At 67.6% G+C, this 26,963-nt stretch carries 26 protein-coding genes; 9 read left to right on the plus strand and 17 right to left on the minus strand.

All coding sequences use genetic code 11. The features are described from left to right. The first annotated feature begins 8 nt into the window (after positions 1-8). Positions 9-1,169: an MFS transporter gene (locus ACOHX0_RS14210; RefSeq protein ID WP_420677588.1), complete on the plus strand. Its 1,161-nt coding sequence runs from the start codon at positions 9-11 to the stop codon at positions 1,167-1,169. Here the strand turns inward: ACOHX0_RS14210 and ACOHX0_RS14215 are convergent. The 8 genes from ACOHX0_RS14215 to ACOHX0_RS14250 all read right to left on the minus strand — a co-directional run bounded on the left by ACOHX0_RS14215 (position 1,129) and on the right by ACOHX0_RS14250 (position 9,134). Continuing rightward, entirely contained in the window at positions 1,129-1,371 is a 243-nt protein-coding gene (locus ACOHX0_RS14215) for a hypothetical protein (protein WP_420677589.1), read from the minus strand. The genes ACOHX0_RS14210 and ACOHX0_RS14215 overlap by 41 nt on opposite strands. A gap of 79 nt (positions 1,372-1,450) precedes the next feature. Then, positions 1,451-2,119, minus strand: a complete 669-nt coding sequence (scpB, locus tag ACOHX0_RS14220; RefSeq protein WP_420677677.1) for an SMC-Scp complex subunit ScpB — start codon at positions 2,117-2,119, stop codon at positions 1,451-1,453. Next, positions 2,119-2,913, minus strand: coding sequence for a segregation and condensation protein A (locus ACOHX0_RS14225; protein ID WP_420677591.1), 795 nt, complete (start codon positions 2,911-2,913; stop codon positions 2,119-2,121). The genes scpB and ACOHX0_RS14225 overlap by 1 nt, the downstream gene beginning before the upstream one ends. Further along, positions 2,906-3,910, minus strand: a complete 1,005-nt coding sequence (gene nagZ, locus ACOHX0_RS14230) for a beta-N-acetylhexosaminidase (protein WP_420677592.1) — start codon at positions 3,908-3,910, stop codon at positions 2,906-2,908. The genes ACOHX0_RS14225 and nagZ overlap by 8 nt, the downstream gene beginning before the upstream one ends. A gap of 107 nt (positions 3,911-4,017) precedes the next feature. Then, positions 4,018-5,223: an SPOR domain-containing protein gene (locus tag ACOHX0_RS14235; protein WP_420677593.1), complete on the minus strand. Its 1,206-nt coding sequence runs from the start codon at positions 5,221-5,223 to the stop codon at positions 4,018-4,020. Positions 5,224-5,320: 97 nt separating this feature from the next. Beyond that, entirely contained in the window at positions 5,321-7,066 is a 1,746-nt protein-coding gene (gene argS / locus ACOHX0_RS14240) for an arginine--tRNA ligase (protein WP_420677594.1), read from the minus strand. A 205-nt stretch (positions 7,067-7,271) separates the two neighbouring features. Beyond that, a complete protein-coding gene (locus ACOHX0_RS14245) occupies positions 7,272-7,571 on the minus strand; it encodes a YciI family protein (RefSeq protein WP_420677595.1) in 300 nt (99 codons plus the stop codon). 339 nt (positions 7,572-7,910) lie between these two features. Next, positions 7,911-9,134, minus strand: coding sequence for a deoxyguanosinetriphosphate triphosphohydrolase (locus ACOHX0_RS14250; RefSeq protein ID WP_420677596.1), 1,224 nt, complete (start codon positions 9,132-9,134; stop codon positions 7,911-7,913). 18 nt (positions 9,135-9,152) lie between these two features. Here ACOHX0_RS14250 and ACOHX0_RS14255 point away from each other — a divergent pair, with 18 nt between their 5' ends. Then, positions 9,153-9,476 (plus strand): HesB/IscA family protein, encoded by a 324-nt coding sequence (locus tag ACOHX0_RS14255; protein ID WP_420677597.1) that lies wholly within the window; start codon positions 9,153-9,155, stop codon positions 9,474-9,476. 63 nt (positions 9,477-9,539) lie between these two features. On the opposite strand, the gene ACOHX0_RS14260 is transcribed toward ACOHX0_RS14255, so the two are convergent. The 3 genes from ACOHX0_RS14260 to ACOHX0_RS14270 form a co-directional block, all read right to left on the minus strand. Continuing rightward, positions 9,540-10,472: a DMT family transporter gene (locus ACOHX0_RS14260; protein ID WP_420677598.1), complete on the minus strand. Its 933-nt coding sequence runs from the start codon at positions 10,470-10,472 to the stop codon at positions 9,540-9,542. Next, complete coding sequence (locus ACOHX0_RS14265) at positions 10,469-11,548, minus strand: DUF6902 family protein (RefSeq protein ID WP_420677599.1); 1,080 nt, start codon at positions 11,546-11,548, stop codon at positions 10,469-10,471. The genes ACOHX0_RS14260 and ACOHX0_RS14265 overlap by 4 nt, the downstream gene beginning before the upstream one ends. A 101-nt stretch (positions 11,549-11,649) precedes the next feature. After that, positions 11,650-12,195 (minus strand): hypothetical protein, encoded by a 546-nt coding sequence (locus ACOHX0_RS14270; protein WP_420677600.1) that lies wholly within the window; start codon positions 12,193-12,195, stop codon positions 11,650-11,652. Positions 12,196-12,578: 383 nt separating this feature from the next. Here ACOHX0_RS14270 and xth point away from each other — a divergent pair, with 383 nt between their 5' ends. Beyond that, positions 12,579-13,388 (plus strand): exodeoxyribonuclease III, encoded by an 810-nt coding sequence (gene xth / locus ACOHX0_RS14275; protein WP_420677602.1) that lies wholly within the window; start codon positions 12,579-12,581, stop codon positions 13,386-13,388. A 132-nt stretch (positions 13,389-13,520) separates the two neighbouring features. Here the strand turns inward: xth and ACOHX0_RS14280 are convergent, their stop codons facing one another. Both ACOHX0_RS14280 and dksA read right to left on the minus strand, forming a co-directional pair. Beyond that, positions 13,521-14,687, minus strand: a complete 1,167-nt coding sequence (locus ACOHX0_RS14280; protein ID WP_420677603.1) for an FAD-dependent monooxygenase — start codon at positions 14,685-14,687, stop codon at positions 13,521-13,523. Between the two features lie 107 nt (positions 14,688-14,794). Beyond that, positions 14,795-15,217 carry an RNA polymerase-binding protein DksA gene (dksA, locus tag ACOHX0_RS14285; protein ID WP_420677605.1) on the minus strand — a complete coding sequence of 141 codons (423 nt, stop codon included), beginning with the start codon at positions 15,215-15,217 and terminating at the stop codon, positions 14,795-14,797. Between the two features lie 196 nt (positions 15,218-15,413). Here dksA and ACOHX0_RS14290 point away from each other — a divergent pair, with 196 nt between their 5' ends. The 6 genes from ACOHX0_RS14290 to ACOHX0_RS14315 all read left to right on the plus strand — a co-directional run bounded on the left by ACOHX0_RS14290 (position 15,414) and on the right by ACOHX0_RS14315 (position 21,619). Next, complete coding sequence (locus tag ACOHX0_RS14290; RefSeq protein WP_420677607.1) at positions 15,414-16,253, plus strand: AAA family ATPase; 840 nt, start codon at positions 15,414-15,416, stop codon at positions 16,251-16,253. 277 nt (positions 16,254-16,530) lie between these two features. Beyond that, positions 16,531-17,889 (plus strand): DUF2927 domain-containing protein, encoded by a 1,359-nt coding sequence (locus tag ACOHX0_RS14295; RefSeq protein WP_420677679.1) that lies wholly within the window; start codon positions 16,531-16,533, stop codon positions 17,887-17,889. Positions 17,890-17,935: 46 nt separating this feature from the next. Next, the gene (locus ACOHX0_RS14300; protein WP_420677609.1) at positions 17,936-18,103 is read left to right on the plus strand and encodes a hypothetical protein; all 168 of its coding nucleotides are present in this window, start codon (positions 17,936-17,938) and stop codon (positions 18,101-18,103) included. Between the two features lie 64 nt (positions 18,104-18,167). After that, a complete protein-coding gene (locus tag ACOHX0_RS14305) occupies positions 18,168-19,352 on the plus strand; it encodes a vWA domain-containing protein (protein WP_420677611.1) in 1,185 nt (394 codons plus the stop codon). A gap of 191 nt (positions 19,353-19,543) precedes the next feature. Then, positions 19,544-20,872, plus strand: coding sequence for an HD-GYP domain-containing protein (locus tag ACOHX0_RS14310; RefSeq protein WP_420677612.1), 1,329 nt, complete (start codon positions 19,544-19,546; stop codon positions 20,870-20,872). 60 nt (positions 20,873-20,932) lie between these two features. Then, positions 20,933-21,619, plus strand: coding sequence for a M48 family metallopeptidase (locus tag ACOHX0_RS14315; protein ID WP_420677613.1), 687 nt, complete (start codon positions 20,933-20,935; stop codon positions 21,617-21,619). 216 nt (positions 21,620-21,835) lie between these two features. On the opposite strand, the gene ACOHX0_RS14320 is transcribed toward ACOHX0_RS14315, so the two are convergent. The 4 genes from ACOHX0_RS14320 to ACOHX0_RS14335 all read right to left on the minus strand — a co-directional run bounded on the left by ACOHX0_RS14320 (position 21,836) and on the right by ACOHX0_RS14335 (position 26,785). Further along, positions 21,836-22,387 carry an RSP_2648 family PIN domain-containing protein gene (locus ACOHX0_RS14320; RefSeq protein ID WP_420677615.1) on the minus strand — a complete coding sequence of 184 codons (552 nt, stop codon included), beginning with the start codon at positions 22,385-22,387 and terminating at the stop codon, positions 21,836-21,838. Between the two features lie 6 nt (positions 22,388-22,393). After that, positions 22,394-23,608 (minus strand): RSP_2647 family RNA methyltransferase, encoded by a 1,215-nt coding sequence (locus tag ACOHX0_RS14325; RefSeq protein WP_420677617.1) that lies wholly within the window; start codon positions 23,606-23,608, stop codon positions 22,394-22,396. A 101-nt stretch (positions 23,609-23,709) separates the two neighbouring features. Continuing rightward, a complete protein-coding gene (locus ACOHX0_RS14330; protein WP_420677619.1) occupies positions 23,710-23,979 on the minus strand; it encodes a hypothetical protein in 270 nt (89 codons plus the stop codon). After that, positions 23,963-26,785 (minus strand): [protein-PII] uridylyltransferase family protein, encoded by a 2,823-nt coding sequence (locus ACOHX0_RS14335; protein ID WP_420677621.1) that lies wholly within the window; start codon positions 26,783-26,785, stop codon positions 23,963-23,965. Before ACOHX0_RS14335 ends, ACOHX0_RS14330 begins: the two co-directional genes overlap by 17 nt. Between the last annotated feature and the right edge of the window lie 178 nt (positions 26,786-26,963).

The raw sequence follows: 26,963 nt of genomic DNA on the forward strand, positions 1-26,963 counted from the left end.
GCAATGCAATGCTGGCCCCTATCCTGATTCTGATGTGCGCGATTGGCGTGATTGGCGCGAACTCCCTCTTGCTGGCGCCGGTGGTGAATGCAGTGGGCGCCAGCCTCGGGGCCTCCGCGGGGGAGGTCATGCGGGCGGCCAGCGCCTACGGGCTCGGGGTGGCGGCGGCGGCGCTGCTGCTCGCGCCATTGGGAGACCGCATCGGCGCGGGCCGTGTCCTGCGCGCGGCCCTTGCGGTGCTGGCCCTGGGGCTTGCCGCCAGCGCGATGGCGCCGGGGCTTCTCGCCTTGTGCGCGGCGCAGGCGCTGTGCGGGGCGGCGGCGGGGGCGGCGCTGCCGTCGATCTACACGCTGGCGGTGGTGATCGCGCCGAAGGGCCGCGAATCGCGGGTGCTCGGGCTGGTGCTGTCGGGCTGGACCGTATCGATGGTGCTGGGGGTGAGCATAAGCGCCTGGGCCACCGCCCTCTTTGGCTGGCGCGCGGTCTATGCCGCTCTGGCGCTGGCGGCGCTTCTGCTCTGGGCCGCGGCGGCGCTGCTGCGCCACGCGGGCGCGCCAAGCGGCCGGGCCAGTTCACCCCTGAGCGCCCTTCGCGTGCCCGGGCTGAAACGCGGGCTGCTCGCAACCGCGCTGCTGATGATGGCCTTCTACCTCAGCTATTTCTTCACTGGCGCGCATATCACCGGACGGCTGGGGCTCAGCACCGGCCAAGCCGGGCTCTTGCCGCTCACCTATGGCATCGGCTTTGGCCTTGCGGTGCTGATCGACCCCGTGCTGGACCGGCTGGGGGTTGCGCGGGCGACGCCCTGGGTGTTCCTGGGTGTGGCGGCGAGCTACATGGCGCTGCTCGCGGTGGCGGACTCCTACGTCCTGCTGCTGGCGCTGTCCCTGTTCTGGGGCATGGGGCAGCACCTGGGGCTGAACCTGGTGGTGGCGCGGGTGACGGCGCTGGATCAGGGCCAGCGCGGCGCCATCATGGGGCTGTTCAGCACCGTGACCTACCTCTGCGTCTTTGCAGCACCTGTGGCGGGGGCTGCGGCCTATGCGGTCTGGGGGCTGGCGGGCTGCCTTGCGATTTCCGCCCTGCTGGCGGCGGCCGAGGCCGTGGAGGCGCTAGGCCTGCGCCGTGTCAGACCTTCGGGCCCCGCATCCCCCGGCGCGCCTGCCTGAGCGCGCGGATGCGGGCGCGGTCAGCCTCTTTCCCGGCTTTGGTCTGAACCGGCTTTGAGGCCCCCTGCCCCGCATCACGCTTATTACCGGATTGCGCCCCGCTGCGGCGCGCCAGCCAGCGCAGCCCGGCGTCCACACCCAGCCGCATGCCCCGCCCGATCAGGCGGCGCAGCAGCATATTGACGATCCAATTGGCGTTCATGCGTAGCCTCCCCGCGTCTGCGCGCGGCCAGCATAGCAGCAAAATGCGCCGGTTTCAGGGCGTAAGCCGCAAAAGGCCCCTATTCCTCGAACAGCTCGGCCTGGCTTTCGCTGCTTTCATCCTCCTCCGCCTCTTCGCGGGCGCCAAGGCTAAGCGCGCCGGGCGGCGGGCGGTTGTCCAGGAGGCCTGCGGCGCGCAGCTCCTTCAGGCCGGGCAGGTCGCGCGCGCTTTCCAGGCTGAAGTGATCCAGGAACGCCTGCGTCACCACAAATGTCACCGGCCGGCCCGGGCTCATCCGGCGGCGGCCCAGACGGATCCAGTCCATCTCCATCAGCTGGTCGATGGTCCCGCGCGAGACCGACACGCCGCGGATCTCCTCGATCTCGGCCCGTGTCACCGGCTGGTGGTAGGCGATGATTGCGAGCGTCTCGGTCGCCGCGCGGCTCAGCTTGCGCAGCTCCACGGTTTCTTTCTGCATCAGATACGCAAGGTCCGGCGCGGTGCGGAAGGCCCAGGCGTCGCCCACCCGCACCACCCGCACGCCCCGGCCCTCGTACCGGCGCGCCAGATGCGCCACCGCGGCTTCGGGGTTGCAGCCATGCGGCATCCGCGCGGCCAGGCCGCGCAAGCTCACCGGCTCGGCACTGGCAAACAGCACCGCCTCGGCCATGCGCTCCTGCTCGGCCATCGGAGGCGCGTCGAACAGGCTGTCGGTGTCGTCTTCAATGGCTGCGCTGTGGTCTTCCATCATGTGTCCTTACTCATGCTGCGCAGCTGGATCGGCGCGAAGCTTTCGCTCTGGCGCATCGCCAGCTTGCCCTCCTTGGCGAGCTGCAGCGTGGCCGCAAAGGTCGCCGCGGTGGCCGAGCGGCGCTTCACCGGGTCGCTGTCCCAGCCCTCCGGCAGGTAGCTCAGCATGTCGGTCCAGCTTCCGGTAAAGCCGATCAGCGTGCGCATCCGTTCCAGCGCCTCCTCCATCGTGTAGACCGACTCGCGGTCCATCACGAAGGGGCGGAATTCCTCCTTGGTGCGCAGGCGGGCATAGGCCTGCATCAGGTCGAGGAGGTTCGCGGTATAGGTCACCGATTTCACCCGGTCGACGGTCTCCACCGCGCCGCGGGCAAAGGTATTGCGGCCCAGCCGGTCGCGCGCCATCAGCTGCGCCGCGGCATCGCGCATCGCCTGCAGGCGTTCGAGCTGGAAGGCAAGATGTGCCGCCAGCTCCTCGCCCGAGGGGCCTTCCTCGGTCGGGTCCGGCGGCAGCAGGAGGCGCGATTTCAGATAGGCCAGCCAGGCCGCCATCACCAGGTAGTCGGCGGCGAGCTCGATCCTCAGCGCCTTGGCGCGTTCGACAAAGGCGAGGTACTGGCGCGCCAGCTCCAGCACGGAAATCCTGCGCAGGTCCACCTTCTGAGTGCGTGACAGGGTCAGCAGCAGGTCGAGCGGGCCTTCGAAACCGTCCACGTCGATGATCAGCGCCTCGGCTGCAAGACGCTGTTCCACCTCGGTTTCCTGTGCTGTTTTGCGTGCCTGCTCAGCCATACACCTGTCCGCCCATGAGCGCGGCAAGTTCGTCTTCAGCGGCCTGAATGTCAAGGTCGCGGGGCGGTTTGCGCATCGCCTGCGCAGCCTCTGCGCGGGTTTGCGCCGCCGCCGTCATGCGGCCCGAGGCCTCCGCCACCGCGGCGCGCTCGGCCAGCGGGGCATTGCACAGCAGCACCACGTCGCAGCCTGCATCGAGCGAGGCACGGGCGTTCTCCGCGGGGCTGCCGCTCAGCGCCTTCATCGAGATATCGTCGGTCATGATCAGCCCGTCAAAGCCGATCTCCTCCCGGATCAGGCGCATCACTGCGGGAGAGGTGGTGGCGGGAAGCGCATCCAGCGCCTCGTAGACCAGATGCGCAGTCATGCCGAGCGGCAGGTCATTCAGCGCCCGGAAGGCGGCGAAATCGGTGCGGCTCAGCTCCTCCGCCGTGGCGGAGACGCGCGGCAGGTCATAGTGGCTGTCAGCGACCGCGCGGCCGTGTCCGGGAATGTGCTTCACCACCGGCAGCACGCCTCCATCCAAGTGCCCCTCGGCCACCGCGCGGGCGATCTCCGCCACGGTCTGCGCATCTTCGCCGTGGCAGCGGTTCTTCAGGAAGGGGTGGGTTTCGGCAAAGGCCACATCGGCCAGCGGCGCGCAGTTGCTGTCGATCCCCAGCGCAAAGAGCTCATGCGCGATCAGCCGGTAGCGCAGGTACATCGCGCGCGCGGCACCTTCGCCTGCCCGCGCCACATGCTCCATCGGCGGCAGCCATTGCCGTGCGAGCGGCGGCACCAGCCGCTGCACCCGTCCGCCTTCCTGGTCGATGGTGATCGGGCAATCGCGGCCCACCGTCTCGCGGAAATCGCCGCAGAGCGCGCGGATCTGGTCGGCGCTCTCGATATTGCGGGCAAAGAGGATGAAGCCGAAGGGGTCCGCCTCGCGGAACAACGCCTTCTCGTCCGCGCTGAGGCGCAGCCCGTCCGCATCAAGAATGGTGGCTCCGAATGTCATGGGGTATGCCCTCCTGCCCCCGGATCACGGGCCAGGCGCCCGCCCCGGGGAGCAGACGGGCGCAACCCGGCGCGGCCGCCGGGCAGTTCAGAACGGCAGCCGGCGGGTCAGCGCGTGGTTACAGGAATGCAATCGGCATTGCCAGCCACCAGCGCCGAGCAAAAGCGGCGCGCATCCGACAGCCCGTCAAAGCCCATCACCCGCAGGCGGTAGAAGGTGCGCCCGCCGCTGGCCGCGCGCTGGATAACCCGCGGCCGGTTGTCGAGGTAGCCGGGGAAGCGGGCCGCGATGCGGTCCCATTCAGCACGCGCGACCTCGGCGCTTTCATAGGCGCCAAGCTGCGCCAGCCGGGTGCCCGCGGGCAGGCTGGCGGCATCCACTTCAGTGGCAGCGGGGGCCGATGCCGGGGTGGCGGTCACCGGGGCGGCAGGCGAGGTGTCGAGCCGCGCAGGCCGAGCCTCCGGGCGCAGCGACTGTTTCAGCCCCGGCGCCTTCAGCAGCGCGGGCGATGGTGCCGAAGCCGGCTCCACGCGCCCGAGATCGGCGGCGCTCGCCGCGGCGTTCTGTGCCGAGAGCGGCTGTGCGTCGCGGGTGAGCTCGGCCACAAGCGCGTCGATGCCGCCGTCCTGATAGGCGGCAATCACCTGCTCGCCGGCTTCGGCACCGGTTTCTTCAGATTCGCGAGCCTCCGCGGAAGGCACCGGCGCAGGCGCCGCCTCCGCCGCCAGTTCCGGCAGCGGCTTGTCGTCTTCGGTCAGCTTGATTGCTGGCGGCGCCAGCGTCAGCCGCTCGGCCGGCGGCGCGGCGCTGCCCTTGGCGGCCACCGCGTTCACCGCCAGTCCCTGATGATCGGCCTGGGCACCGCCGGGGTTGTCCGGCTGCACCCGCATCGGCCCTTCCACGGCACGCACCACCGGCACGCCGCTGACATCGCGCATCACCAGCTTGTAACCCCAGACGCCGACGCCCGCGACAAGCGCGATCGAGGCGGCGGCGCCGAACAGGCTGAGGACGCGGCCGGCCCGGGCGCGCAGACCCGGCGGCGGCGGATAGCCGCCGTCATAGCCGCCATAGCCGTCACCGGCACCATAGGAATCATAGGTCTCGTAAGCATCACCGGCCTGCGTCTGGCCGTCGGAGTGGTAGCCGTAGCTGCCGCCCGCCTGGTCATAACCGCCATCCTGGCCGTAGTCGGGTTCGGCGCCGGGGCCGGTGTATTGCGGCCCGTCCGAAACGCCAGAGGCGGCGTCCCGTTCCCGAACACCGCCCTGCATGTGGGGCCGGCCGCTGCCAGCCTGCGCAAAATACGCCATTATCCGCCTCACTGCCCGGATCAAGCGGCGGCGCGCGCAAGCGCCGCCTGCTCCGGTTTCCTGATCTGCCTCAGTCCGGCGGAAGCTGCGGTTTTTATTAGCGCATTTCCTCTGCCGGTTTGACGCCCAGAATACCAAGACCAGCGGAAATGACAACGGAAACGGCCCGCGCGAGGGCCAAATTCGCATGTGTTGCCGATTGGCTGCTCTCGTTAACAAAGCGTAAACCCTTCTGGCTCTTGCCGAGGTGGTAGAGCCCGTGCAGCTCCGACGCGAGGTCGTAGAGATAGAAAGCAATCCGGTGCGGCTCGCTGGTGCGGGCGGCGATTTCCACCTGCCGCGGCCATTCCGCCAGCTTGCGCGCCACCGCCAGTTGCGCCGGGTCCGAGATCAGCGTGAGGTCCGCCGCCGCGAGGGTGGCGTCATCGGTGGCGGTCTCCTGCTCCTGCGCTTTCCGCAGAGTCGAGCAGATCCGCGCATTGGCATATTGCACGTAGAACACCGGATTGTCCTTGGACTGCTCCAGCGCCTTGTCGAGATCGAAATCGAAGCCCTGGTCGTTTTTGCGGGTGAGCAGCATGAAACGGGTCACGTCCGGGCCCACCGCATCGACCACGTCGCGCAGGGTCACGAAGGTCCCTGCCCGCTTGGACATCTTGAACTCCTGCCCGTCCTTGAACAGCTTAACCAGCTGGCAGAGCTTCACCTCCAGCGGCACCTTGCCGCCCGACAGCGCCGAGACCGCTGCCTTCATCCGCTTCACATAGCCGCCATGGTCGGCGCCGAAGACGTCGATCAGGAGGTCGAAGCCGCGGGTCAGCTTGTCGTAGTGATAGGCGATGTCGGGGGCGAAATAGGTCCAGGAGCCATCGGATTTTTTTACCGGGCGGTCGACGTCGTCGCCGTGCTCGGTGGATTTGAACAGCGTCTGCTTGCGCGGCTCCCAGTCCTCCGGCTTCTTGCCTTTCGGCGGTTCCAGCACGCCTTCGTAGATCAGGCCTTCGCTCTCCAGCGCCGCAAGCGCCGCCTCGATGCGGCCGGTGCCGTAGAGCGACTTCTCGGAATAGAACTTGTCCATCACCACGCCGAGCGAAGCCAGATCCTCGCAGATCAGATCCATCATCGCTTCGGTCGCGAAGCTGCGGATCTCCTCCAGCCAGACCTCTTCCGGCTCGCCCACGAAACGGTCGCCGTATGCCTCCTTCAGTGCTGCGCCGACCGGGATCAGGTAGTCGCCCGGATAGGTGCCATCGGCAAAGGCCACCTCCTGCCCGTGGGCCTCCAGGTAGCGCAGATAGGCCGAGCGGGCCAGAACGTCGACCTGGGCGCCGCCGTCGTTGATGTAATACTCCCGCGTCACATCATAGCCCGCGAAGTCCAGCAGCGAAGCCAGCGCATCGCCAAAAACGGCGCCGCGGGTGTGACCCACGTGCAAGGGGCCGGTCGGGTTGGCGGAAACATACTCCACGTTCACCTTCTGGCCCGCGCCGATGTCCGCGCGGCCAAAATCGGCGCCCTCTTCCAGAATGGCCTTCAAAGCGCGCTGCCAGACACCGGGTGCCAGCCGCAGGTTGAGAAAACCGGGGCCCGCCACCTCGGCCGAGGTGATGCGCTCATCCGCCGCCAGCCGCGCCGACAGCGCTTCGGCAATGTCACGCGGCTTCATCTTTGCAGGCTTCGCCAGCACCATCGCCGCATTGGTCGCCATGTCGCCATGGGCGGCATCGCGCGGCGGCTCGACCGCGACATTGCCGAAATCGAGCCCTTCGGGCAGTGCACCCTCGGCGGTCAAGGCGGCGAGGCTGTCGGTCACTAGCGAGCGGATATCGGTAAAAAGGTTCATCTCTGGCGTCCCATTGGTTCGCCCAAGCGGATAGCGGCGGGCGCGCTGAGGGTCAACCGCCGCGCGCGGCCCGGGCCCTGCGGCACAGGGGCGGCAGGCGCCGGAAAATGGCACATTTTCCGGCCAACATTCTTTGCAGGAAAATCGGCCCGGCGCGCCGTACTGTCCAGCGCACAGCGGCAGGGCAGCCGGTCAGGGCAGCCGGTCAGGGCAGCAAGCCCGGAACCGCCACCTCCGTGCCAAGCGCCTTGATGCAATAGCGGCGCAGGGCCGGGACATAATAGGGATCCTGGCGGATCAGCCGCTCTGCATCCGCGCGGGTCCCGGCCGTCACCGTCCAGATCGCCCCTGGGAAATCCTGCATTGGGCAAAGCGCCAGCGGCCCGCCGATCTGCAGGCCCGGGCTGGCGCGCACATAGGCGATATGCGCCGCCCGGCGCGCCTTGCAGGTCCGGATGCGCGCCATACCCGGCGCATCGCAGAAAGTAACGGTCCAGCGGTTCATCGGCCTCCCTCGCAACACTCCCTGGGGATAGGGCGCACCTTGCCGCCCGGCATAGGGCCAGTTTGCAGCGCGGCTTACGGCCAGTCCACCCGGATCGCTGATATTTGCAAAAATGCAAAGCCTGACAGGTTCAGAGGTAGCCCGGAAATTCAAGCATAAATAACAATAACACTCAAAATAGCAAAAAAATACAATCAGGGATCTTTGCCCGGAGGTGGCAGAAACCTCTAGGCGGGAACAACTTATCCCCACCCTGCCAATTACCGAAGCGGCAGGGGGCTTGCACATATCTTACTTTCAATCAAATATCTCAGGATACCCGATCTGCGCGCCCGCAATTCAGACGTTGGGCTTGATCCCGAAAATCCGCTCATATTGCTGGAGCGCGAAACGGTCGGTCATGCCGGCGATATAATCCGAAACGATGCGGGCCAGCGCAGTGCGGTCCGCGGCGGCCTGGATGTCGGCCTGCCAGGGGCCGGGCATCTCCTCCGGATGACCAAGAAAATGCGGGAACAATGCCTCCACCACCTTGGCGACCTCGGCACGTTTCTGCATCACCGTGGGCGCCCGGTACATGCGGGTGAAGAGAAAGGCGCGGATCTCCTTCAGCCCGGCCCACAAGCCAGGCGAGAACTGCACCACCGGATGGCCAAGCGCCCGCACCGCCTCGACGCTGCCCGCCCCGCTGTCGGCCAGCCGCTGCCGCGCGGTGGCAATCACATCCTCCACCATCACCCCGAAGAAGCGGCGCAGCGCCTCGTGGCGGCGGCGGTCGGGGTCGAGTCCCGGATAGCGCCGGTCGACGTCGTGATAAGCCGGACCCAGCAGCGGAAGCTGGGCCAGGTCATCGTCAGAGAACAGCCCGGCGCGCAGCGCATCATGCAGGTCATGGTTGTTGTAGGCAATGTCATCGGCGAGTGCGGCCACCTGCGCTTCGGCGCTGGCATGGGTGTGCAGCTCAAGGTCCATCGCAGCGTTGCACTCGGCCAGCGCCCAAGGCAGCTCCCCCACCACCGGGCCATTGTGTTTGGCAATCGCCTCAAGGGTTTCCCAGGTCAGGTTCAAGCCATCGAACTCGGCATAATGGCGTTCCAGGCAGGTCACGATGCGGATCGCCTGAGCGTTGTGGTCAAAGCCGCCATACGGCGCCATCAGCGCATGCAGCGCGTCCTCGCCGGTGTGGCCGAACGGGGTGTGCCCCAGATCATGCGCCAGCGCCACGCCCTCGGTCAGCTCCTGGTTGAGACCCAGCGCCCCCGCGATGGTGCGCCCGACCTGCGCCACCTCGATCGAATGGGTGAGCCGCGTGCGGTAGTTATCGCCCTCATGTTCGACAAAAACCTGCGTCTTGTGTTTGAGCCGGCGGAAGGCGCTGGCGTGGATGATACGGTCGCGGTCGCGCTGATAAGGCGAGCGGAAGGAGCTCTCCTCCTCGGCGACCAGCCGGCCGCGGCTGCGGTCCGGCGACGTGGCATAAGGCGCATGCATTTTGAATCTTTTCCCCAGCAAATCTTGCCGCCTGAATTGCAGCTTTCTATATAATGGCTTGCGCTGCAACATGAGCTTTGGAGAGACGCGATGCAATTGCCCCCGAAAGTGACAGACCGAGCCTTCGCCCGGCTGGCCGAAATCGGCGCCGCCGAGCAAGGCAAGGCGCTGCGCGTGGCGGTCGAAGGCGGCGGCTGCTCCGGCTTCCAATACGAGATTGCGCTGGACCGCCCCAAGGCGGAGGACCTGGTGCTGGAAGGCAAGGGAGAGAAGGTAGTGGTGGACGAGGTTTCGCTGCCGTTTCTGGAAAACGCGGTGATCGACTTCACCGAAGAGCTGATCGGCGCGCGGTTCACCATCGAGAACCCGAACGCCTCTTCCAGCTGCGGCTGCGGCACGTCGTTTTCCATGTAGGCACCGCCCCCGGCGCAGGAACGGCTTACGGGCCGTCCTCTTGCAGATCCCGGGACCGGCAGGTCAGGGATCGGTCTGCGGGCGGGTGAAAAGCGCCACCCGGGCCGTGCGCGGGGCAAACTGATCCCAGACCAGAAAGAGCCCCGAGGCCATCACGATGACGCTTCCAAGGAACGTGCTGAGCGGCGGCACCTCGCCAAAGGCCGCAGCGCCAATCACCGCCATCCAGATGAATTGCAGGTTCATCAGCGGCGTCACCGCGTAAGACGCCAGAAGCCGCAGCGCCACCACCAGCACCCAGCGCGCCCCGAACAGCAGCAGCGCATAAGCCGCGGCCCAGGCCACGTCAGCGGCCGGCATCGGCTGCCAGACAAACGGCAGCGCCACCAGCATCACCGCGCCCAGGAGCAAGTTCGGAAAAAACACCTGCGCCAGCGCGTTGCTTTCATAACGGCCGATAAACCGCGCCATCGTCATCGAAAACGTGCCAAATACCGCGGCCGCAAGCGCCACCAGATGCCCGCCCGCAAGGCCGCTCAGTCCTTGCGGCAGAAGCACCAAGACACCGCAAAACCCCAACGCCAGGGCACCCCAGGCAGCCCCGCGCACCGGCTCTTTCAGCACCAATCCGGACATGGCGCCCGCCAGGAGCGGCATCAGCCCGATGAAGACAAAGACCTCGGCAAAGGGCAGCAGGCGGAAGGCGTAGAAGAAGCAGACAGCCGCCAGCAGCCCCGCACCTGCACGCAGCGCCATCGCCCGCGGGCAGCTGGTGCCGAGGCCCCTGCGCTGCGTCTTGTGGCGGTCGGCCAGCAGGCACAGCGCCGCCACCATCAGCCCCGAGAGCGCATAAAGCTGCGCCGCCGCATAGTGCCCGGCCAGCAGCTTGGTGATGCCATCGGCCGAGGCAATCAGCCCGGTGTAGATCACCGCCAGCAGCGCCCCCGCCAGCACGGTCTTGCGCGCCCCGTCCCTTACCCCGCTCGCGCCAATCATGCCGCGCCGTCCATGGCGGCGCTTCCGGCGCGGGCAAATCCTTCGAAGAAGCGGCCAAAGCACGCACAGCTGCGCTCGGCCGCCGCCAGCAGATTGCTTTCCGCGGGTTCAAGCGCGGCCTCGACCCGGGCTTTCAGCGCGGCAAGGCTGCGCGGCGGTCCGCCCGCCTCGAACAGGGCCTGGGACAGTGGTCTCAAAATGCTTCCTCCCTGCCGGGGCGGAATCCGCAGGGGACCGCCCGGGACCGGCTGCACAAACGGCGCGCCTCCCGCCACCGCTGCCTGCCAGTTGACCACAAAGTACTCGTGATACGCATCGTGAAGTCCAGACAAATCTCCCTTAACGATAGTATAGGCCAAAAGCTGCCGCTGCAGCCACGCCTCCCAGGCGGCGGGCGGCTCGGCCCCGGCGTAGCGCAGAGCGATACAGACCTCGGCAAGCAGATCGGCGTCCTGATCGAGGAAGGCGATCAGCCCGGCGAACTCCAGGCTGGTCACGGACTCCGGGGGCAGATCCGGGCAGCGGCGGCCATATTCCGACAGGTAGAAGACGATATGAGTCAGCTCGTAGGCAGCTTTTTTGTTGGGAATGGCAAAGGTTTGCGGCCGCGCGGTAAAGCGGCGCAACCGGTCGTCGAGGCCTGCGTCGCGCAACGCGACACCGCGGCGGGCAAGCAGGCGGCGGGCCTCGGCGCGCTGCAGGTCCGAGAGCTCCGCCCCCGCCAGCCCCTGGGCCGCCACCCATTCGGCAATCTGCGCGCCCTGGCCGCCCCCGGCGCCCTCCAGTCCGAGGTCTTCGAGATCGAGGCAGATCGACAGAATGAAACGGTAATATTGCCGGAAGAAGCTCACATGCCGCGCCGCGCCTTCATAGAACGCCGCCAGCGGCGCCAGCGCCCCGGGCCGGAGTGCGGTGCCGGTGCATTCCAGGATGTTCAGGAGCTCGGCGTTTTCCTTCAGCCAGAACACATCCTCCAGCCCCCGGCGGTGGCTGGCAAAGCTCTCGATCAGAGCTGCGCGGGTCTGGTCCCGCGGCTGGCGGTGAAGCGGGGCGGAAAACGGAAGGATCTGGGCCATGACACGCTCCTCGGGCAAAGCGGCGGCGGTCCTGGCGTGACCGCCGCCCGGATTGATCCGCCCCGCCGCCGGACCGGCCGCGGGACAAGGGGTTGAAGCGCTCAGCTGCCCGAGGAAAACAGACGGGTGGCTTCGCCCGCATGGGCCGCCGCCTGCGCCACAGGGGCCGAGCCCGAGGAGTACAGCCCGGCCTCAGCGCCCGACGCAGTCTCTGCCTGCGCCGCAGGGGCGGAGCCGGAGGAGAACATCTCAACGCGGTCGCCGGAAGCGGCCTCTGCCCGTGCTGCCGGCGCGGAGCCGGAAGAGAACATTTCCACCCGGTCGCCCGAAACCGCCTCTGCCCTCACGGCCGGGGCGGAACCGGAAGAGAACATCTCCACCAGGGCGCCCGAGGCTGCCGTGGTTTCAGCAACAGGGGCGGAGCCGGAGGAGAACAGCCCGGTCATATCACCGCTGGCAGCGGCAGTGTGCGCGGCCGGGGCGGAGCCGGAAGAGAACATCTCCACCCCTTCGCCCGCCGCCATCGGCGCGCTGCAAACCGGCGCCGAGCCGGAGGAGAACAGGCCGGTCTCCCCGCCCTCGAACAGGCTGGCGGCAGCGGCAGCATGCATTTCCCGGAAGTCCTGGATCTTTTTCTGAGCGGTCATTTGGTACCCCATTTCTTGGTGACTTAACGCTCCTCCAAGCTGCCAGCTTTTGCAGGGCGATCAACAATTATTTGCAATCCAGCATTGTAAATTAGTTATCCACAGGATTAACTTCTTTCCGCTTATTTTTGAGCTGCAAAAATTCGCTGTAAGTACTCACAGGATATACACCGGGTTACACACAAGTGAAGATGCGCAAAACAAATTTAAACAATCTATAAGGTGTATTTCATCCATGCAAAACAGCAGGTGAAGAGCCCGTCCGGCGTCCTCCGCTTGCGATTCGTCAGCCGCCGCGCGGCGGGTTGCCCCGGCGCGGCGTTTCGGCGATAGAACGGGCCAATGACCCCATTCCGCCAGGACATCCGCCAGGGAGGCACGGCATGAAAATCGCCACGTTCAACATCAACGGCATCAAGGCCCGTGCCCAGGCGCTGCCGGCCTGGCTGGACGAGGCGCAGCCCGATGTGGTGGTGCTGCAGGAAATCAAGTCGGTGGACGAGGCCTTCCCGCGCGAAATCCTGGAAGAACGCGGCTACAACGTCGAAACCCACGGCCAGAAGGGCTTCAACGGTGTGGCGATCCTGTCGAAACTGCCGCTGGAGGACGTGCAGCGCGGCCTGCCCGGCGACGATAGCGACGACCAGGCCCGCTGGATCGAGGCCACCGTGGCCGGCAAGCAGGCGCTCCGGGTCTGCGGGCTCTACCTGCCCAACGGCAACCCGGTCGATATCGACGGCGCGGGCCAGCCCGTGGCGGGCGGCAAATACGACTACAAGCTGGCCTGGATGGAGCGGCTGAAGGCCCGTGCCGAAGCGCTGCTGGCGGCGGAGATGCCTGCGCTGATGGCGGGCGACTACAACATCATCCCGCAGGCCGAAGACGCCAAGCGCCCCGAGGCCTGGGTGGAGGACGCGCTGTTCCGCCCCGAAAGCCGCGCCGCCTACCGCCGTATCCTGAACCTCGGTTTCACCGAGGCCTTCCGCGTCCGCCATGGCAGCGGCGGCGGCCATTACAGCTTCTGGGACTATCAGGCTGGCGCCTGGAACCGCGACGACGGCATCCGCATCGACCATATCCTGCTGACGCCGCAGGCCGCCGACCTGCTGATCGATTGCCAGATCGACCGCGCAGTGCGCGGCGGCGAGAAGCCCTCGGACCACGTTCCGGTCTGGGCTGAGCTGGATCTCTGAGAGCAGCACGTCCGGCACACGCCACCTGCGCCGCGCCGGAGGCGCGGCGCCCGGCCCAACCGGTGCCAAGCAGCTTGCCTGCGCCGCGCGCCGGGCGGGAGCCCCCCGCTTTCCCTTGGAAACGCCACAGGTTCAGGCGGTCACATCGTGGCGGTAGATCCAGTCGAACTGGCGCACCATGCGCTCCGGCGCCAGTTGCCCGGCGGCGCGCAGGACAAGATGCGCAGGCCAGTTCAGCGGCCGGCGAAGGTGGTATTTCCAGGCATTGCGGCCTGCTGCCCGGACCACCTGCTCGACCCTTCCGCGGCGAAGCTGCTGGTAGAGCGCAAGGCCCGCCGCAATATCCGGCGCCTCCTGCAGGGCGCGGCACAGCACCCAGGCATCTTCCAGCGCCAGATTGGCGCCCTGCGCCATGAAGGGCAGCGTCGGATGCGCCGCGTCTCCCAACAGCGCCACATGACCGCCGTGCCACGCTGCCGCCACCGGATGGCGGAACAGCCCCCAGAGCGCCACCTGCTCCACCGCTTCCAAGAGCGCGGCCGCGGTGCCGCCAAATCCCGTAAAGGCGGCGCGCAGATTGTCCGGGCGGTCGGTGATATGCCAGCCCTCCCCCGCCCAGGCCCGGCGCTCCTGCACCGCAACCAGGTTAACCAGCCGCCCGTCGCGCAGCGGATAGGCCACCAGATGCCGCCCCGGCCCCATGAACAGCTGCGCCTCGGCAGGCAGGTTCAGGTGGTTGGGCACGGTGGCGCGCCAGGCGACCTGGCCGGTGAAGAACGCGTTGTCCCCGCCATTTAGCGCCACCCGCGCGCGCGAATGCAGCCCGTCGGCGCCGATCACCAGGTCGCCGCCGCATTGCGCGCCATGGCCCAGGTGCACCACCGGCCGCACCCCCGGCTCGACCCGCTCGGCCTTCTGCAACAGCCGCACCTGCACACCCTCGCGGCGCGCCGCGCCGGCCAGGAGCGAGATCAGATCGGAACGGTGCACGAAGTAATAGGCCAGCCCCGCCGCATATTGGTCGAGGTCGAGCCGCAGCACCTCGCGGCCGCGGGCATGGCTGCGCAGCACTACCGCGCGGGCACGCTGTGCGCCCCAGGCCAGGTCATCCTCCAGCCCCAGCGCCCGAAGCACCGCCACCCCGTTCGGCGTCACCTGCAGCCCGGCGCCGACCTCGGAGATCGCGCCCGCCTGCTCCAGGATGGTGACCCGCGCGCCTGCCCGGCCCAGCGCCAGCGCCGCGGTCAGCCCGCCGATGCCAGCGCCGATGATGTTGATTTTAAGACCGGAGAGGTTCATGCGGGCCCTGCAAGATTTCAGCTTGCCCCAAATGAAACAAAAAACGCCGGAGCAAAAGACCCCGGCGTCCGGCAGAGGCCGGATTTTCCTGCAAACGGCTGAAAAGATCAGTCGTCGCGGTGCACTTTCTCGCGCCGCTCGTGGCGCTCCTGCGCCTCCAGACTCATGGTGGCAATCGGACGCGCGTCCAGGCGCTTGAGCGAGATCGGCTCGCCCGTCACTTCGCAATAGCCGTATTCGCCCTCGTCGATGCGGCGCAGGGCCGAGTCGATCTTGGCAACCAGCTTGCGCTGGCGGTCCCGGGTGCGCAGTTCCAGGGCGCGGTCGGTCTCCTCGCTGGCGCGGTCGGCCACGTCGGGAATGTTGCGGGTGCTGTCCTGCAGCCCCTCGATTGTGTCGCGGCTGCCTGCCAGGAGTTCCTGTTTCCAGTTCAAGAGCTTGCGGCGGAAATACTCAGTCTGCCTTTCATTCATGAAAGGCTCATCTTCGGCCGGGCGGTAGTCGTCCGGCAGAAACACTTCTTGCTTCATTTCGGCTCCTTCGGTCTGGCCCATAATGCTGGTCTCAAATCTCTTTCCAAACATCGTGGCTCCCCCATGCCGCAGCGTTTAATCCCAACCGCCGCGATTGTCACTACACAATAGTAAGTGCGTCTGGTTAAAAGCGGTCTAAGACCGCATGCGGCGGAACACGGCTGCAGAATGCCACAGACAGATTGGGAAAGACATGCAATTTCAGGGCACTGAAGACTATGTTGCCACGGATGACCTGAAAGTCGCGGTAAATGCCGCGGTGACACTGGAGCGGCCGTTGCTGGTCAAGGGCGAGCCCGGCACCGGCAAGACCGAGCTGGCGCGCCAGGTCGCAAACGCGCTGGGGCTCAGGATGATCGAGTGGAACGTCAAATCCACCACCCGCGCCCAGCAGGGTCTTTACGAATACGACGCCGTCAGCCGCCTGCGCGACAGCCAGCTCGGCGACGAGCGCGTGCATGACGTGAAGAACTACATCCGGAAGGGCAAGCTGTGGGAGGCCTTCGAGGCCGGGGAAAAGGTCGTGCTGCTGATCGACGAGATCGACAAGGCCGATATCGAGTTTCCCAACGACCTTTTGCAGGAACTCGACAAGATGGAGTTTCACGTCTACGAGACCGGCGAAACGATCAGGGCGAAGCACCGCCCGGTCATGATCATTACTTCCAACAACGAAAAGGAGCTGCCGGACGCCTTCCTGCGCCGCTGCTTCTTCCACTACATCCGCTTCCCCGATGCGGAGACGATGAAAAAGATCGTCGCGGTGCATCATCCGGGACTGAAGGAATCGCTGCTGACCACCGCGCTCACCCAGTTCTACCAGATCCGCGAAACCCCGGGCCTGAAGAAGAAACCCTCCACTTCGGAGGTGCTGGACTGGCTGAAGCTGCTCCTGGCCGAGGATCTGAGCCCCGAGGATATCGCCAGCAAGGGCGCCGACGCGCTGCCGCGGCTGCATGGTGCGCTCTTGAAAAACGAGCAGGACGTGCACCTGTTCGAACGCCTCGCCTTCATGGCGCGCGGCAAGCGCTGAGCCGCTCTTGAAACCTGCGGCTTTCCTTCGCGCAGCCGCCGCATTAGGCTGAGGCAGGAACCGGCGCGGGACGGCCCGCCCGGCAAGGCATCCGGCGCCGTACCGGGAAAGACAGGAGGCCGCGCCCAAAGTGCCCGTGATGTGCCCGTGACGTTCCGGTGAGGCGCCCGTGAAGACCGCCCGCCCCCTGCGCCCCGCCCTGCGCGGACTGCTGCCGCGGTCCTTGCCAGCCGTGCTTCCGCTGTGGCTCCGCGAAGGGGGCGCCTGGCGCAATGGGCTGCGCGCAGCAGCACTGGGTATCGCCGCGCTGGCGCTTGCGGGCTGCGCCGCCGTGCCCCGCAGCGCACCGCCCAGCCGCGCCGCGGCCGCGCCGGTGCCGCTGCCGCCGGTCAAGGTCTTCACGAGGGCGCAGCCGCAGCCGCCGCAGCGCGCCAACGCCGATATCGCCCGCGATTTCCTCGACCTGCATTTCCAGCTCGAAGGCGGCAGCCCGTTGCCCGTCTTCACCCGCTTCGAGATGCCCATCACCCTGCGCGTCACCGGCCACCCCCTGCCCGGCTTCACCCGCGACCTCGCCGCGCTTCTGGCCCGGCTGGAGCGCGAGGCCGGCATTCCCATCCGCCGCACCGCCAGCCCCGGGGCCAGCATTACCGTCGAACTGGTGCCGCGCCGCGAGATCCGCCGCGCCCTGCCCAATGCCGCCTGTTTCGTGGTCCCCAATGCGGCTTCGCTGGCCGAGTACCGCCGCGCCCGCCGCCATCCGCGCAGCAGCTGGCCGCTCCTGCGCGAGCGCAAGCAGCTTGCCATCTTCCTCCCCAATGATGCCAGCCTCCAGGAGGCGCGCGACTGCCTGCACGAGGAGCTGGCCCAGGCCATCGGCCCGCTCAACGACCTCTACCGGCTGCCGGATTCCGTCTTCAACGACGACAACATCCACGTGGTGCTCACCGGATTCGACATGCTGGTGCTGCGCGCCACTTATGCGCCCGAGCTGCACACCGGCATGACGCGGGACCAGGTCGCAGCCCGCCTGCCCGCCATCCTGGCGCGGCTCAACCCCGCCGGCGAGCGGCGCCAGGCGCAGTTCCTGCCCGAAACCGCCCCAGCCTGGGCCGATGCCTTCGAACGGGCGCTTGGCGCCAAATCCGCCCTGCGCGAGCGCAGCCGCGCCGCAGTTCAGGCGGCGGCGATTGCCCGCGATCTCGGCTGGCAGGACCACCGCCGCGCCCACAGCCACTTCCTCCTTGGCCGGATGCTGCAGTTCCAGGACCCCGCGCTTGCCCTGCGCCACTTCCAGAGCGCGCTGGCCTTTCTCGGCACCGGGCCGGAGACCGCGATGCACCGCGCCCGGGTCAGTGTGCCGCTTGCGGCCTATGCCATCGCCCATGGCGACGGCGCCACTGCGCTTACCCTGCTGGAGCCCGCCGCCCGGCTGGCCGAAGCGCATGAAAACGCGGCCCTCCTCGCCACTCTCCTCATGCTGAAGGCCGAGGCCCTGGCGCTGGAGGGTGAAGCCGTGGCAGCGCGCAGGGTCAGGCTGGACAGTCTCGGATGGGCGCGCTACGGGTTTGGCCCGGACTGGGCGGTGGAAGCACGGGTGCGGGAGATCGCCTCCCTGCGGCCGCCGTCCCGATGACAGGACACCGCGCCGCGGCGCGGGCAGGCAGCGAGGCGGAGACATCATGATTGTTATTGGCGGGGTTCTGCTGGGCGCGCTTCTGGGCGCGGCACAGGCGCGCAGACGCGGCGGCAATACCGCCGACATGCTGCAATACGGGGCTGTCTACGCGATGGTTTTTGGTATTCTCGGCCTGCTCGCCACCATCCTGGCGCACCGGTTCCTGGCCTGATCCCGGGCCCGATGTGCCCGCCGGATGCCCCGGCCCGGCAAACCAGACGCAAGCGGAGGCCCCGATGTTCCAGCCCTTCTTCGAGAACCTGCGCAAGGCCGCGGTGCCGGTTTCCCTGCGCGAATACCTCAGTTTCCTGGAAGCGATGAAGGCCGGGCTTGCCACCTATGACGTGGAAGCTTTCTACTACCTCGCCCGCGCCGCCATGGTGAAGGACGAGCGCAACGTCGACAAGTTCGACCGCGCCTTCGCCGCCACCTTCGAAGGGCTGGAGCAGATCCCCGCCGCGGCGGTGATGGAGGCCGTTGACATCCCCGAGGACTGGCTGCGCAAGATGGCCGAAAAGCACCTCAGCGCGGAGGAAAAGGCCGAGATCGAGGCGCTCGGCGGCTTCGACAAGCTGATGGAGACGCTGAAGGAGCGGCTGAAGGAACAGCAGGGCCGGCACCAGGGCGGCAACAAGTGGATCGGAACGGCCGGCACCTCGCCGTTTGGCGCCTATGGCTACAACCCCGAAGGCGTGCGGATCGGGCAGGACAAGAGCCGCCACCAGCGCGCGGTCAAGGTCTGGGACAAGCGCGAGTTCAAGAACCTCGACGGCGATGTCGAGCTCGGCACCCGCAACATCAAGGTGGCGCTGAAACGCCTGCGCCGCTGGGTGCGCGAGGGCGCGCATGAGGAGCTGGACCTCGACAGCACCATCCGCTCCACCGCCGAGCACGGCTATCTGGACGTGAAGACCCGGCCCGAACGCCACAACGCAGTGAAGGTGCTGCTGTTTCTCGATGTGGGCGGCTCGATGGATCCGCACATCCAAGTGGTGGAGGAGCTGTTCTCCGCCGCCCGGGCCGAGTTTAAGCATCTGGAATACTATTACTTCCACAATTGCCTTTACGAAGGCGTCTGGCGCGACAACCGCCGCCGCTGGAACGAGAAGATCCCCACCCATGAGGTGCTGCGCACCTACGGGCCGGACTACAAATGCATCTTTGTCGGCGATGCCTCGATGAGCCCCTACGAGATCGCCTATGCGGGCGGCGCCAACGAGCATTGGAACGAGGAAGCCGGCCAGGTCTGGCTCACCCGCGCGCGGGAGGCCTGGACCTCGAACCTGTGGATCAACCCGGTGCCGGAAAAATACTGGGACTACACCCATTCCATCGGCATGATCCGCGAGATCTTCGAGGACCGCATGGTGCCGATGACGCTGGACGGCCTGGAACGCGGCATGAAGGAGCTCACGCGGTAGGGGCGCGGCATTTTTAAACAAAACCGCAGCATATAACCGGACCCGCGCCGCGGACCGGTAAGGCAGCGTTAAGCGAGCACAAACAATTCTGACCTTCCCCGGATTTTATCCTGATATTGTGGTGAAGGCAGATGTCTCAACTGGCCCATTCCCTTGGCCCCGCTCCGCGTACGGTGCCGCTTGGAGAGCTAATGGGCGCGCTCAGTCACGCGCTCGACCTTACTGAAGGACAGCCCAAGGGGCATTGCGTGCGCTGCTGCTGGATCGGCATGCAGGTGGCCGCGGCACTGGAACTGGCGCCGCAGGCGCGCGCGCAGCTCTATTTCACGCTGCTGATGAAGGATCTCGGGTGCAGCTCTAACGCGGCGCGGATCTGCGAATTGTACCAGACCGACGATCTGGCCTTCAAACGCGAGTTCAAGAAGGTCAATGGCACCCGACAGGGGCTGGATTTTCTGATCCGCAACACTGCGGCGGGCACGCCGCCGCTGAACCGGATCAGGACCTTGGGCCAGGTGCTGGCGAACAACCGGGATATTGCCGGCGAGCTGATCCAGACGCGCTGCGACCGCGGCGCCGCGATCGCACGGCGGATGCGGTTTCCCGAGGAGGTCGCGCAAGGGATTGCCTGCCTGGACGAGCACTGGAACGGCGGCGGGCGGCCGCTGGGGATCGGCGGGGAGGCGATCCCGCTTTATGCCCGCATTGCGCTGATGGCGCAGATCACCGACATCTTCACCACCGGCATCGGCGCAGAGGCCGCTGCCGCCGAGCTGGAGCGGCGGGCGGGCAGCTGGTTCGATCCGGAGCTGGTGCCGGTGTTCACCGCGCTGGTCCGCAGCCCCGGTTTTGCCCGCGATCTGGCGGACCCCGGCCTGGCGGGCGCGGTCTTTGCCAGCGCGGCGGCGCATCAGACCCGTCCCGTGGACGAGGATTTCCTGGATGAGATCAGCGAATCCTTTTCGCTGGTGATTGACGCCAAAAGCCCGTTCACCCACGGCCATTCGCAGCGGGTGGCCCGGTATACCGGGATGATCTGCGACCAGTTCGGCTATACGCCTGAACGGCGCCGCTGGATGGTGCGCGGCGCGCTGCTGCATGACATAGGCAAACTGGGAGTTTCCAACATGATCCTCGACAAACCGGGCAAGCTTACGGATGAGGAGTTTGCCGCAATGAAGCGCCATCCGGTGCTGGGGCACGAGGTACTGAGCAAAATTTCGGTGTTTGGGGAGCTGGCCGACGTCACCGCCGCGCATCATGAGCGGCTGGACGGGCGCGGCTATCCCCACGGCCTGAACGCGGATCAGCTGACCCTCGACATGCGGATCATCGCGGTGGCCGATATCTTCGATGCGCTGACTGCCGACCGGCCCTATCGCGATGCGCTGCCGCTGGACAAGACCTATGCGATCATGGATGGGCTGGCAGGGCCCGGGATCGATCCGGACTGCTATGCTGCCTTGCAGGATGCAATCACATCCAGCGCCTGGCCGTCGGCGGCGAACACACCGCTATAACCGCTGCACATCTTGCGGAAAGAGCTTGAGCCATCAGCCCGCCCGCCCCATATCTGAAGCATGCTCAAACTGACCCCCATCCTGCTGGCGGTGCTCTATGGACTGGTGATGTACCGGATTTCGGTCTGGCGCACCCAGAGGGAACTGGACCGGCGGTCGACCGAGCTGGCGGACCCGCGGCTGAAACGGATCACCGACCGGCTGGCCGCGGCGCTGAACCTCGCGCGCATCAAGGTGCATATCTACGAGACCGACCCGGTGAACGGGCTGGCCGCGCCGGACGGGCGGATCTTCATCACCCGCGGGTTCTACCGCAAGTACCAGAACGGTGAGGTAAGCGCCGAGGAAATGGGTTCGGTCATCGCGCATGAGCTGGGCCATGTGGCGCTGGGGCATGCCCGGCGGCGGATCATCGACTTTTCCGGCCAGAATGCGCTGCGGACCGCGCTGATGATCATCCTTGGCCGGTTCGTGCCCTTCGTCGGGCCCTGGATTGCCGGGGTGCTGACTTCGCTGCTGGCGGCGCGGCTGTCGCGGGCGGATGAGTATGAGGCCGATGAATATGCCGCGGCGCTCCTGACCAAGGCGGGCATCGGGGTGGGGCCGCAGAAGAGCCTGTTCCGCAAGCTGGAAGAGCTCACCCAGGCGCGAGCAGGCATGGCGCCCGCCTGGCTAATGAGCCATCCGAAGACCGAAGAGCGCATCGCGGCGCTGGAGCGGCTGGAGGCGAAGTGGGCCAAGGGGTGAGGCGGGTTCGATGCGCATCAGCGCCAGTGTTGAGGCCGCCGACGGTTCGGTCCGGTGGCTGTATCGCGGCGTGTGTGTTCGGGGCTGAGGCTTGAGGGACCAGCCCCTCAAGCCCCCCGGAGTATTGTTTGCAAAGAAGAAGAGACGGCGCGGACCGGATTCGGCGGTCGGCGGTGCAGCCGGGCCGTTTGGGGCGGTCTGCCCGCGCGGGTGTTCCTACCCGGACGCAGATGCCAGCGCCTTGGCGAGGCGCGGCAGGCGGGCTTTCTTCAGGAGCGGGCGCAGCTGCCAGCCGCCGCCTGCGAGCCGGTTGGCCTCGGCCAGGACTTCAGCGCCAAGACCCTCCATGCCGGCCGGATCTTCGAGCCAGAAACTGTAGAGCAACTCGTCAGGGCCGCGCCGCTCCAGGCCTTCCTCGGCCAGGGTGTGGCGCGGGAAGTCCTTGTTGTTGAGCGTGACGATGGCATCTGCGTGGCCTGCGATGGCGGCGGCGAGCACGTGGATGTCGGCGCTGTCGGGCAGCCAGAGGCGGGCTTCCAGCCCCGGCGCCGGGGCGGCCTCGGCCTGCGGCCAGGCGGCGCGGGTCAGGGCGATTTCGGCCTCGGCCTGGGCCATGCCCTGCGGCCCCAGCTTCTGCGCCGCGTGCGCCCATTCGCCGAGAATGCGCGCCGACCACAGCGGCGCAAAATGCCCGCGCCGGGCCGCGCCCAGGAGCATCTCGCGCATCACCGTGGGGTAGAGCACGCAGGTGTCGAGCAGCAGCTTCATGGGGCCTCAGTCGAGCCGGAAAAAGACGGCCTTCAGATAGCCGCTTTCGGCAAGCTGCGGCAGCTGCGGGTGGTCGGGGCCGGCATAGCCCGTGTGCAACAGCTGGCCGCGGCGGCCTGCCCTTCCGATACCGCGGGCGGAGGCATTGCGGAAACTCGCAAGATCCGCGGCGTGGGAGCAGGAGCAGAGGCCGAGATAGCCGCCCGGTTTCACCAGGGGGGCGGCCAGTTTCGCCACCCGCTCATACGCGCGCAGACCGGCGTCAAGCGCCTGCTTCGACGGAGCAAAGGCGGGCGGGTCGCAGATCACCACATCGAAGGTCTCGCCCTCCTCACCCAGGGCTGCGAGCACGTCGAAGGCATCGCCCTGGCGGGCGGTGAATTTGTCCTGATGGCCACCGGCTTTCGCACCGTCGGCGGCGAGCTCCAGCGCTGCGGCGGAGCCGTCGGCGCAGGTAGCATGGGTGGCACCGGCTGCCAGCATCGCAAGGCCAAAGCCGCCGACATGGGAGAAGACATCCAGCACCTTGGCGCCGGGCGCGGTCAGCCGGGCGGCAAAGGCGTGGTTTTCGCGCTGGTCGTAGAACAGGCCGGTCTTCTGGCCGCCGGTGAGGTCGGCCATGTAGGTGGCTCCGTTCATCTGAACCGGCACCGGCGCGGCCGGGGCCTCGCCCAGGAGGGTCTGGCTCACGTCGTCCAGCCCTTCCAGCGACCGGGTGCGGCCGGAGGCATTCTTGAGGACCACCTCCGCGCCGGTCACTTCACCCAGCGCCGCGGTCAGCGCGTCGAGATGCGCGTCGGCCCAGGCGGCGTTGGGCTGCACCACGCAAGCCGCGCCGAAACGGTCGATCACCACGCCGGGCAGCCCGTCGGCCTCGGCGTGGACCAGGCGGTAGAAGGGGGCATCGTAAAGCCGCTCGCGCAGCACCAGCGCGCGGCTGAGCCGGGCGGCGAACCAGGCCTGATCGATCACCGCCTCCGGGTTGCGGTCGAGCATGCGGGCGATGATCTTGCTTTCGGGGTTCACCGCCACCAGGCCCAGCGGGCGCTGCGCCTCGTCCTCGAGCACGGCGAGGCTGCCGGGTGCGAGCTTGCGGGTGCGCCGGTCGGTCACCAGCTCGTTGGCATAGACCCAAGGAAAGCCGTGCCGGATGGCGCGGGCGTTCGACTTGGGCTTCATTTTCACGCGGGCGCGCTCGGGCGCGGGGATAGGGGCTGTCATGGGCTTCTCTTAGCGGCAAGCCGCGCGCAGGGAAAGAGGCAGCGCCGGCCGGGGGACCCGCGCCGTGGGCTGCTGGGAACGGTCAGGCCGGGGGGCCGGGATCAGCGCGGGCGGGCGCGCCAGCCGCCGCGGCGGCGGGGGGCGGCCTGCTGCTCCAACCCCTGCTGCAGCACCGCTGTCATCGGGTGCTCCGGGTGGCGGCCGCCGTAGATCTCCAGCAGGCTGCGGATATCTGTCAAAGCGTCACGCTCCGCGGCCACCCCCAGCGCCCAGTCGAAGAAGATGCTGCGGCACTGGGCCTCGGTGATCCCTTCGATCCGGTAGCACTCGAAGATCAGCCCGCGCGGGTCCTGTTCAATCCTGCCCTGCAACTGCGCCCTCCCTGGCCAAGGCTTCCGCAATGATCGCCGCGCATCTGCCATAGCGGGCCTCCAGCTCGTGCTCAAGCGCCTCCAGCCGGGCATAGCCGGTGGTCTGGCAGAGGAAGCGGGCCCCGCCCTCCCCGATCGCGGCGGCCGTGATGGCCTTGCCGGACAGCAGCCGTGCGGCGGTCTGCACGGACCAGAATAGCTGGTATGCGGCATCCAGATATTGTGCATCCGCGTCCTCCAGCCAGCCGCCAGCGACAGCACCGCGCAATCCTTCGGCCACGCCGCGGGTGGCGGATCCGGAGAGGAGCGAGCCGGCCTGGGAGATCAGCTCGATATCCATCATCCGGCCCGGACCGGTCTTGGCGTCCCAGGTGCTGGCGGGGGACTTCGCCGCGGCGAGGCGTGCGCGCATGGTGGCGACCTCTTGCAGCACCTTGCCGCGGTCGCGCGGCTGGCTGAGGAAGCCGGAGCGGAAATCCTCGATTTCCGCCGCCAGGCCGGGATCGCCGGCCACCACCTTGGCACGCGTGAGCGCGAGGTGCTCCCAGACCCAGGCCTCGTTCTGCTGGTAGAGAGTAAAACTCGCGAGGCTCGCCGCCACCGGCCCCTGGTTGCCCGAGGGGCGCAGGCGCATGTCGACTTCATAGAGCTTGCCCTGCGCCATCGGCGCGGTGAGCGCGGTGACCAGCGCCTGGGTGAAGCGGGCGAAATAGGGGCGCGTGGCGAGCGGGCGCCTGCCCTCGGACATGTCGGTGCCGGCGGCGTCGTAGATCACGATCATGTCGAGGTCGGATTGCGCGTTGATCTGCCCGGCGCCAAGCGAGCCCATCGCCAGCACCGCCGCACCGCGGCCCGGGGCGGTCCCGTGCTTTTCGGCAAAATGCGCTGCTACCTCGGGGGCGAGGCCGGCGATCACCGCTTCGGCCAGTTCGGCATAGTGCGCGCCCGCCTCCCCGGCGCCGATCAGCCCGCGCAGGTGGTGGACGCCGATGCGGAAATGCCATTCCTTGCTCCAGCGCCGGGTGGCGTCGAGCTTGGCCTCGTAGTCGCCTTCGCGGGCCAGCAGCGCCGCCAGTTCGCTGTCCAGCGTCTCCCGCCCCGGCCAGGGGTCGAAGAAGGAGCCGCCGATCACCGCATCAAAGACACCGGAGTTGCGCGACAGGAAGCCTGCGAGCGCATGCGAGGTCCCCGCGATATCAATCAGCAGGTCGATGAGCTGCGGATTGGCACGGAACAGGGAGAACAGCTGCACCCCCGCGGGCAGCCCGGCGAGGAAGCCGTCCAGCGCCAGCAGGGTTTCCGAGGGCTGCGCAGTGCGGGCGACGCGGGCCAGCAGTTCAGGCTTCAGCCGCTCGAAGATCTGTGCGCCACGCGGGCTGCGCAGCGCCGGGTAGGTGGGCCAGCGGGAAATAACGGCGCCGTCGAGTTCGGCGGCGGCCTCGGGAGGGACCTCGGGGGGCGCGGCGGCGGCCTCCGAGGTGCCGCTGCCAGGGGCAAAGAAGCCTTCGGTCAGCTCGTGCACCTCGCGGAGCCGCTCCTTCAGCGTCTCCAGCAGATCGCCGGGCGCACAGTCCATCAGGCAGGCGATGCGGGCGATGCCGTCTTCGGACTTGGGCACCTGGTGGGTCTGGGCGTCATGCACCATCTGGATGCGGTGCTCCACCTCGCGGTGGGCGCGGTAGTGTCTGGTCAGGGTTTCAGCGGCCTCCTGCGGCACCCAGCCCTTGGCCGCCAGCGCCGCCAGGCCTTCTACCGTGCCGCGCACCCGCAGGCTGTCGTCGCGGCCGCCCGCGATGAGCTGCCGGGTCTGGGTGAAGAACTCGATCTCGCGGATGCCGCCGCGGCCCAGCTTCATGTCGTGGCCGGGCACCTTCAGGGCGCCGCCGGTGCCCTTGTTCTCGCGGATGCGCAACCGGATGTCGTGGGCGTCCTGGATGGCGGCAAAATCCAGGTGCCGCCGCCAGACGAAAGGGCGCAGGGTCTTGAGGAAGCGTTCGCCCGCCGCGATGTCGCCGGCACAGGGCCGGGCCTTGATGTAGGCGGCGCGCTCCCAGCTGCGGCCCAGGCTTTCGTAGTAGCGTTCCGCTGCCTCCATCGCGAGGCACACGGGCGTGACGGAGGGGTCCGGGCGCAGCCGCAGGTCGGTGCGGAAGACATAGCCGTCGCCGGTGCGGTCGCTGAGGGCCGCGCACATGTTGCGGGTGGCGCGCACCATGCCCTGGCGCGCCTCGTAGAAGTCGCTTGGCTCAAAGCGGGTCTCGTCGAACAGGCAGATCAGGTCGATGTCGGAGCTGTAGTTCAGCTCATGCGCGCCCATCTTGCCCATCGCGAGGACGGTGAGGCCCGCGGCGGTCTCAACATCCTCTTCGCTCAAGCCCGGCAACTTGCCGCGGCGGATCAGGGTGGCGATCTCCGCCTTGATGGCCACATCGGCCGAGAGCGCGCCAAAGTCGGTGAGCGCGCCGGTCACCTGCTCCAGCGTCCAGGCCCCGGACAGGTCGCACAGCGCGGTCAGGAGCGCCAGCCGCCGCTTGCCTTGGCGCAGCCCCGGCTTGAGCTCGTCCGGCGCCAGCGCGCGGCAGTCCGCAAGCACCTGCTGCAGGGCCGCGTCCGGATCGGCCAGCGCCTGCGGCAGCCAGTCCGCCTCGCGCGCTGTCAGCTCGTTCAGATAGGGGCTGGAGCCGCAGACGCCGGCAACCAGAGCGGCCTCGTCACCGCCGAGGTCCGGTACAAGCGCGCGCGCCTCCTCCCCCAGGGTCTCGTCAAATGCGCGCGGCAGGCGCGTGATCTTCAAAGCGTTGCTCATGGGCCGAGACTGTGCCGCGCGGCGGGGGGCGTCAATGGGCAAAGCCGCCCGGGGCGTGCGGCCCGGGCCTAATACTGCAGGCGTAGTACTAATGCTGCAGGCGTAGTACTTACGTAGGGTCAGGAATACCCGCATCGCCAGAGCGCATCTGCCTTGCTAAACTTACAGATGCGGTCGC

This window comes from Cribrihabitans pelagius, assembly GCF_048820915.1.
GTDB lineage: Bacteria > Pseudomonadota > Alphaproteobacteria > Rhodobacterales > Rhodobacteraceae > Cribrihabitans_A > Cribrihabitans_A pelagius.

What these genes read in the sequence shown, in the direction of transcription:
- ACOHX0_RS14210 (WP_420677588.1), top strand. Translation starts at nt 9, where the DNA reads ATGCTGGCCCCTATCCTGATTCTGATGTGCGCGATTGGCGTGATTGGC.
- ACOHX0_RS14215 (WP_420677589.1), bottom strand. Translation starts at nt 1,371, where the DNA reads ATGAACGCCAATTGGATCGTCAATATGCTGCTGCGCCGCCTGATCGGG.
- scpB (WP_420677677.1), bottom strand. Translation starts at nt 2,119, where the DNA reads ATGGAAGACCACAGCGCAGCCATTGAAGACGACACCGACAGCCTGTTC.
- ACOHX0_RS14225 (WP_420677591.1), bottom strand. Translation starts at nt 2,913, where the DNA reads ATGGCTGAGCAGGCACGCAAAACAGCACAGGAAACCGAGGTGGAACAG.
- nagZ (WP_420677592.1), bottom strand. Translation starts at nt 3,910, where the DNA reads ATGACATTCGGAGCCACCATTCTTGATGCGGACGGGCTGCGCCTCAGC.
- ACOHX0_RS14235 (WP_420677593.1), bottom strand. Translation starts at nt 5,223, where the DNA reads ATGGCGTATTTTGCGCAGGCTGGCAGCGGCCGGCCCCACATGCAGGGC.
- argS (WP_420677594.1), bottom strand. Translation starts at nt 7,066, where the DNA reads ATGAACCTTTTTACCGATATCCGCTCGCTAGTGACCGACAGCCTCGCC.
- ACOHX0_RS14245 (WP_420677595.1), bottom strand. Translation starts at nt 7,571, where the DNA reads ATGAACCGCTGGACCGTTACTTTCTGCGATGCGCCGGGTATGGCGCGC.
- ACOHX0_RS14250 (WP_420677596.1), bottom strand. Translation starts at nt 9,134, where the DNA reads ATGTTGCAGCGCAAGCCATTATATAGAAAGCTGCAATTCAGGCGGCAA.
- ACOHX0_RS14255 (WP_420677597.1), top strand. Translation starts at nt 9,153, where the DNA reads ATGCAATTGCCCCCGAAAGTGACAGACCGAGCCTTCGCCCGGCTGGCC.
- ACOHX0_RS14260 (WP_420677598.1), bottom strand. Translation starts at nt 10,472, where the DNA reads ATGATTGGCGCGAGCGGGGTAAGGGACGGGGCGCGCAAGACCGTGCTG.
- ACOHX0_RS14265 (WP_420677599.1), bottom strand. Translation starts at nt 11,548, where the DNA reads ATGGCCCAGATCCTTCCGTTTTCCGCCCCGCTTCACCGCCAGCCGCGG.
- ACOHX0_RS14270 (WP_420677600.1), bottom strand. Translation starts at nt 12,195, where the DNA reads ATGACCGCTCAGAAAAAGATCCAGGACTTCCGGGAAATGCATGCTGCC.
- xth (WP_420677602.1), top strand. Translation starts at nt 12,579, where the DNA reads ATGAAAATCGCCACGTTCAACATCAACGGCATCAAGGCCCGTGCCCAG.
- ACOHX0_RS14280 (WP_420677603.1), bottom strand. Translation starts at nt 14,687, where the DNA reads ATGAACCTCTCCGGTCTTAAAATCAACATCATCGGCGCTGGCATCGGC.
- dksA (WP_420677605.1), bottom strand. Translation starts at nt 15,217, where the DNA reads ATGAAGCAAGAAGTGTTTCTGCCGGACGACTACCGCCCGGCCGAAGAT.
- ACOHX0_RS14290 (WP_420677607.1), top strand. Translation starts at nt 15,414, where the DNA reads ATGCAATTTCAGGGCACTGAAGACTATGTTGCCACGGATGACCTGAAA.
- ACOHX0_RS14300 (WP_420677609.1), top strand. Translation starts at nt 17,936, where the DNA reads ATGATTGTTATTGGCGGGGTTCTGCTGGGCGCGCTTCTGGGCGCGGCA.
- ACOHX0_RS14305 (WP_420677611.1), top strand. Translation starts at nt 18,168, where the DNA reads ATGTTCCAGCCCTTCTTCGAGAACCTGCGCAAGGCCGCGGTGCCGGTT.
- ACOHX0_RS14310 (WP_420677612.1), top strand. Translation starts at nt 19,544, where the DNA reads ATGGGCGCGCTCAGTCACGCGCTCGACCTTACTGAAGGACAGCCCAAG.
- ACOHX0_RS14315 (WP_420677613.1), top strand. Translation starts at nt 20,933, where the DNA reads ATGCTCAAACTGACCCCCATCCTGCTGGCGGTGCTCTATGGACTGGTG.
- ACOHX0_RS14320 (WP_420677615.1), bottom strand. Translation starts at nt 22,387, where the DNA reads ATGAAGCTGCTGCTCGACACCTGCGTGCTCTACCCCACGGTGATGCGC.
- ACOHX0_RS14325 (WP_420677617.1), bottom strand. Translation starts at nt 23,608, where the DNA reads ATGACAGCCCCTATCCCCGCGCCCGAGCGCGCCCGCGTGAAAATGAAG.
- ACOHX0_RS14335 (WP_420677621.1), bottom strand. Translation starts at nt 26,785, where the DNA reads ATGAGCAACGCTTTGAAGATCACGCGCCTGCCGCGCGCATTTGACGAG.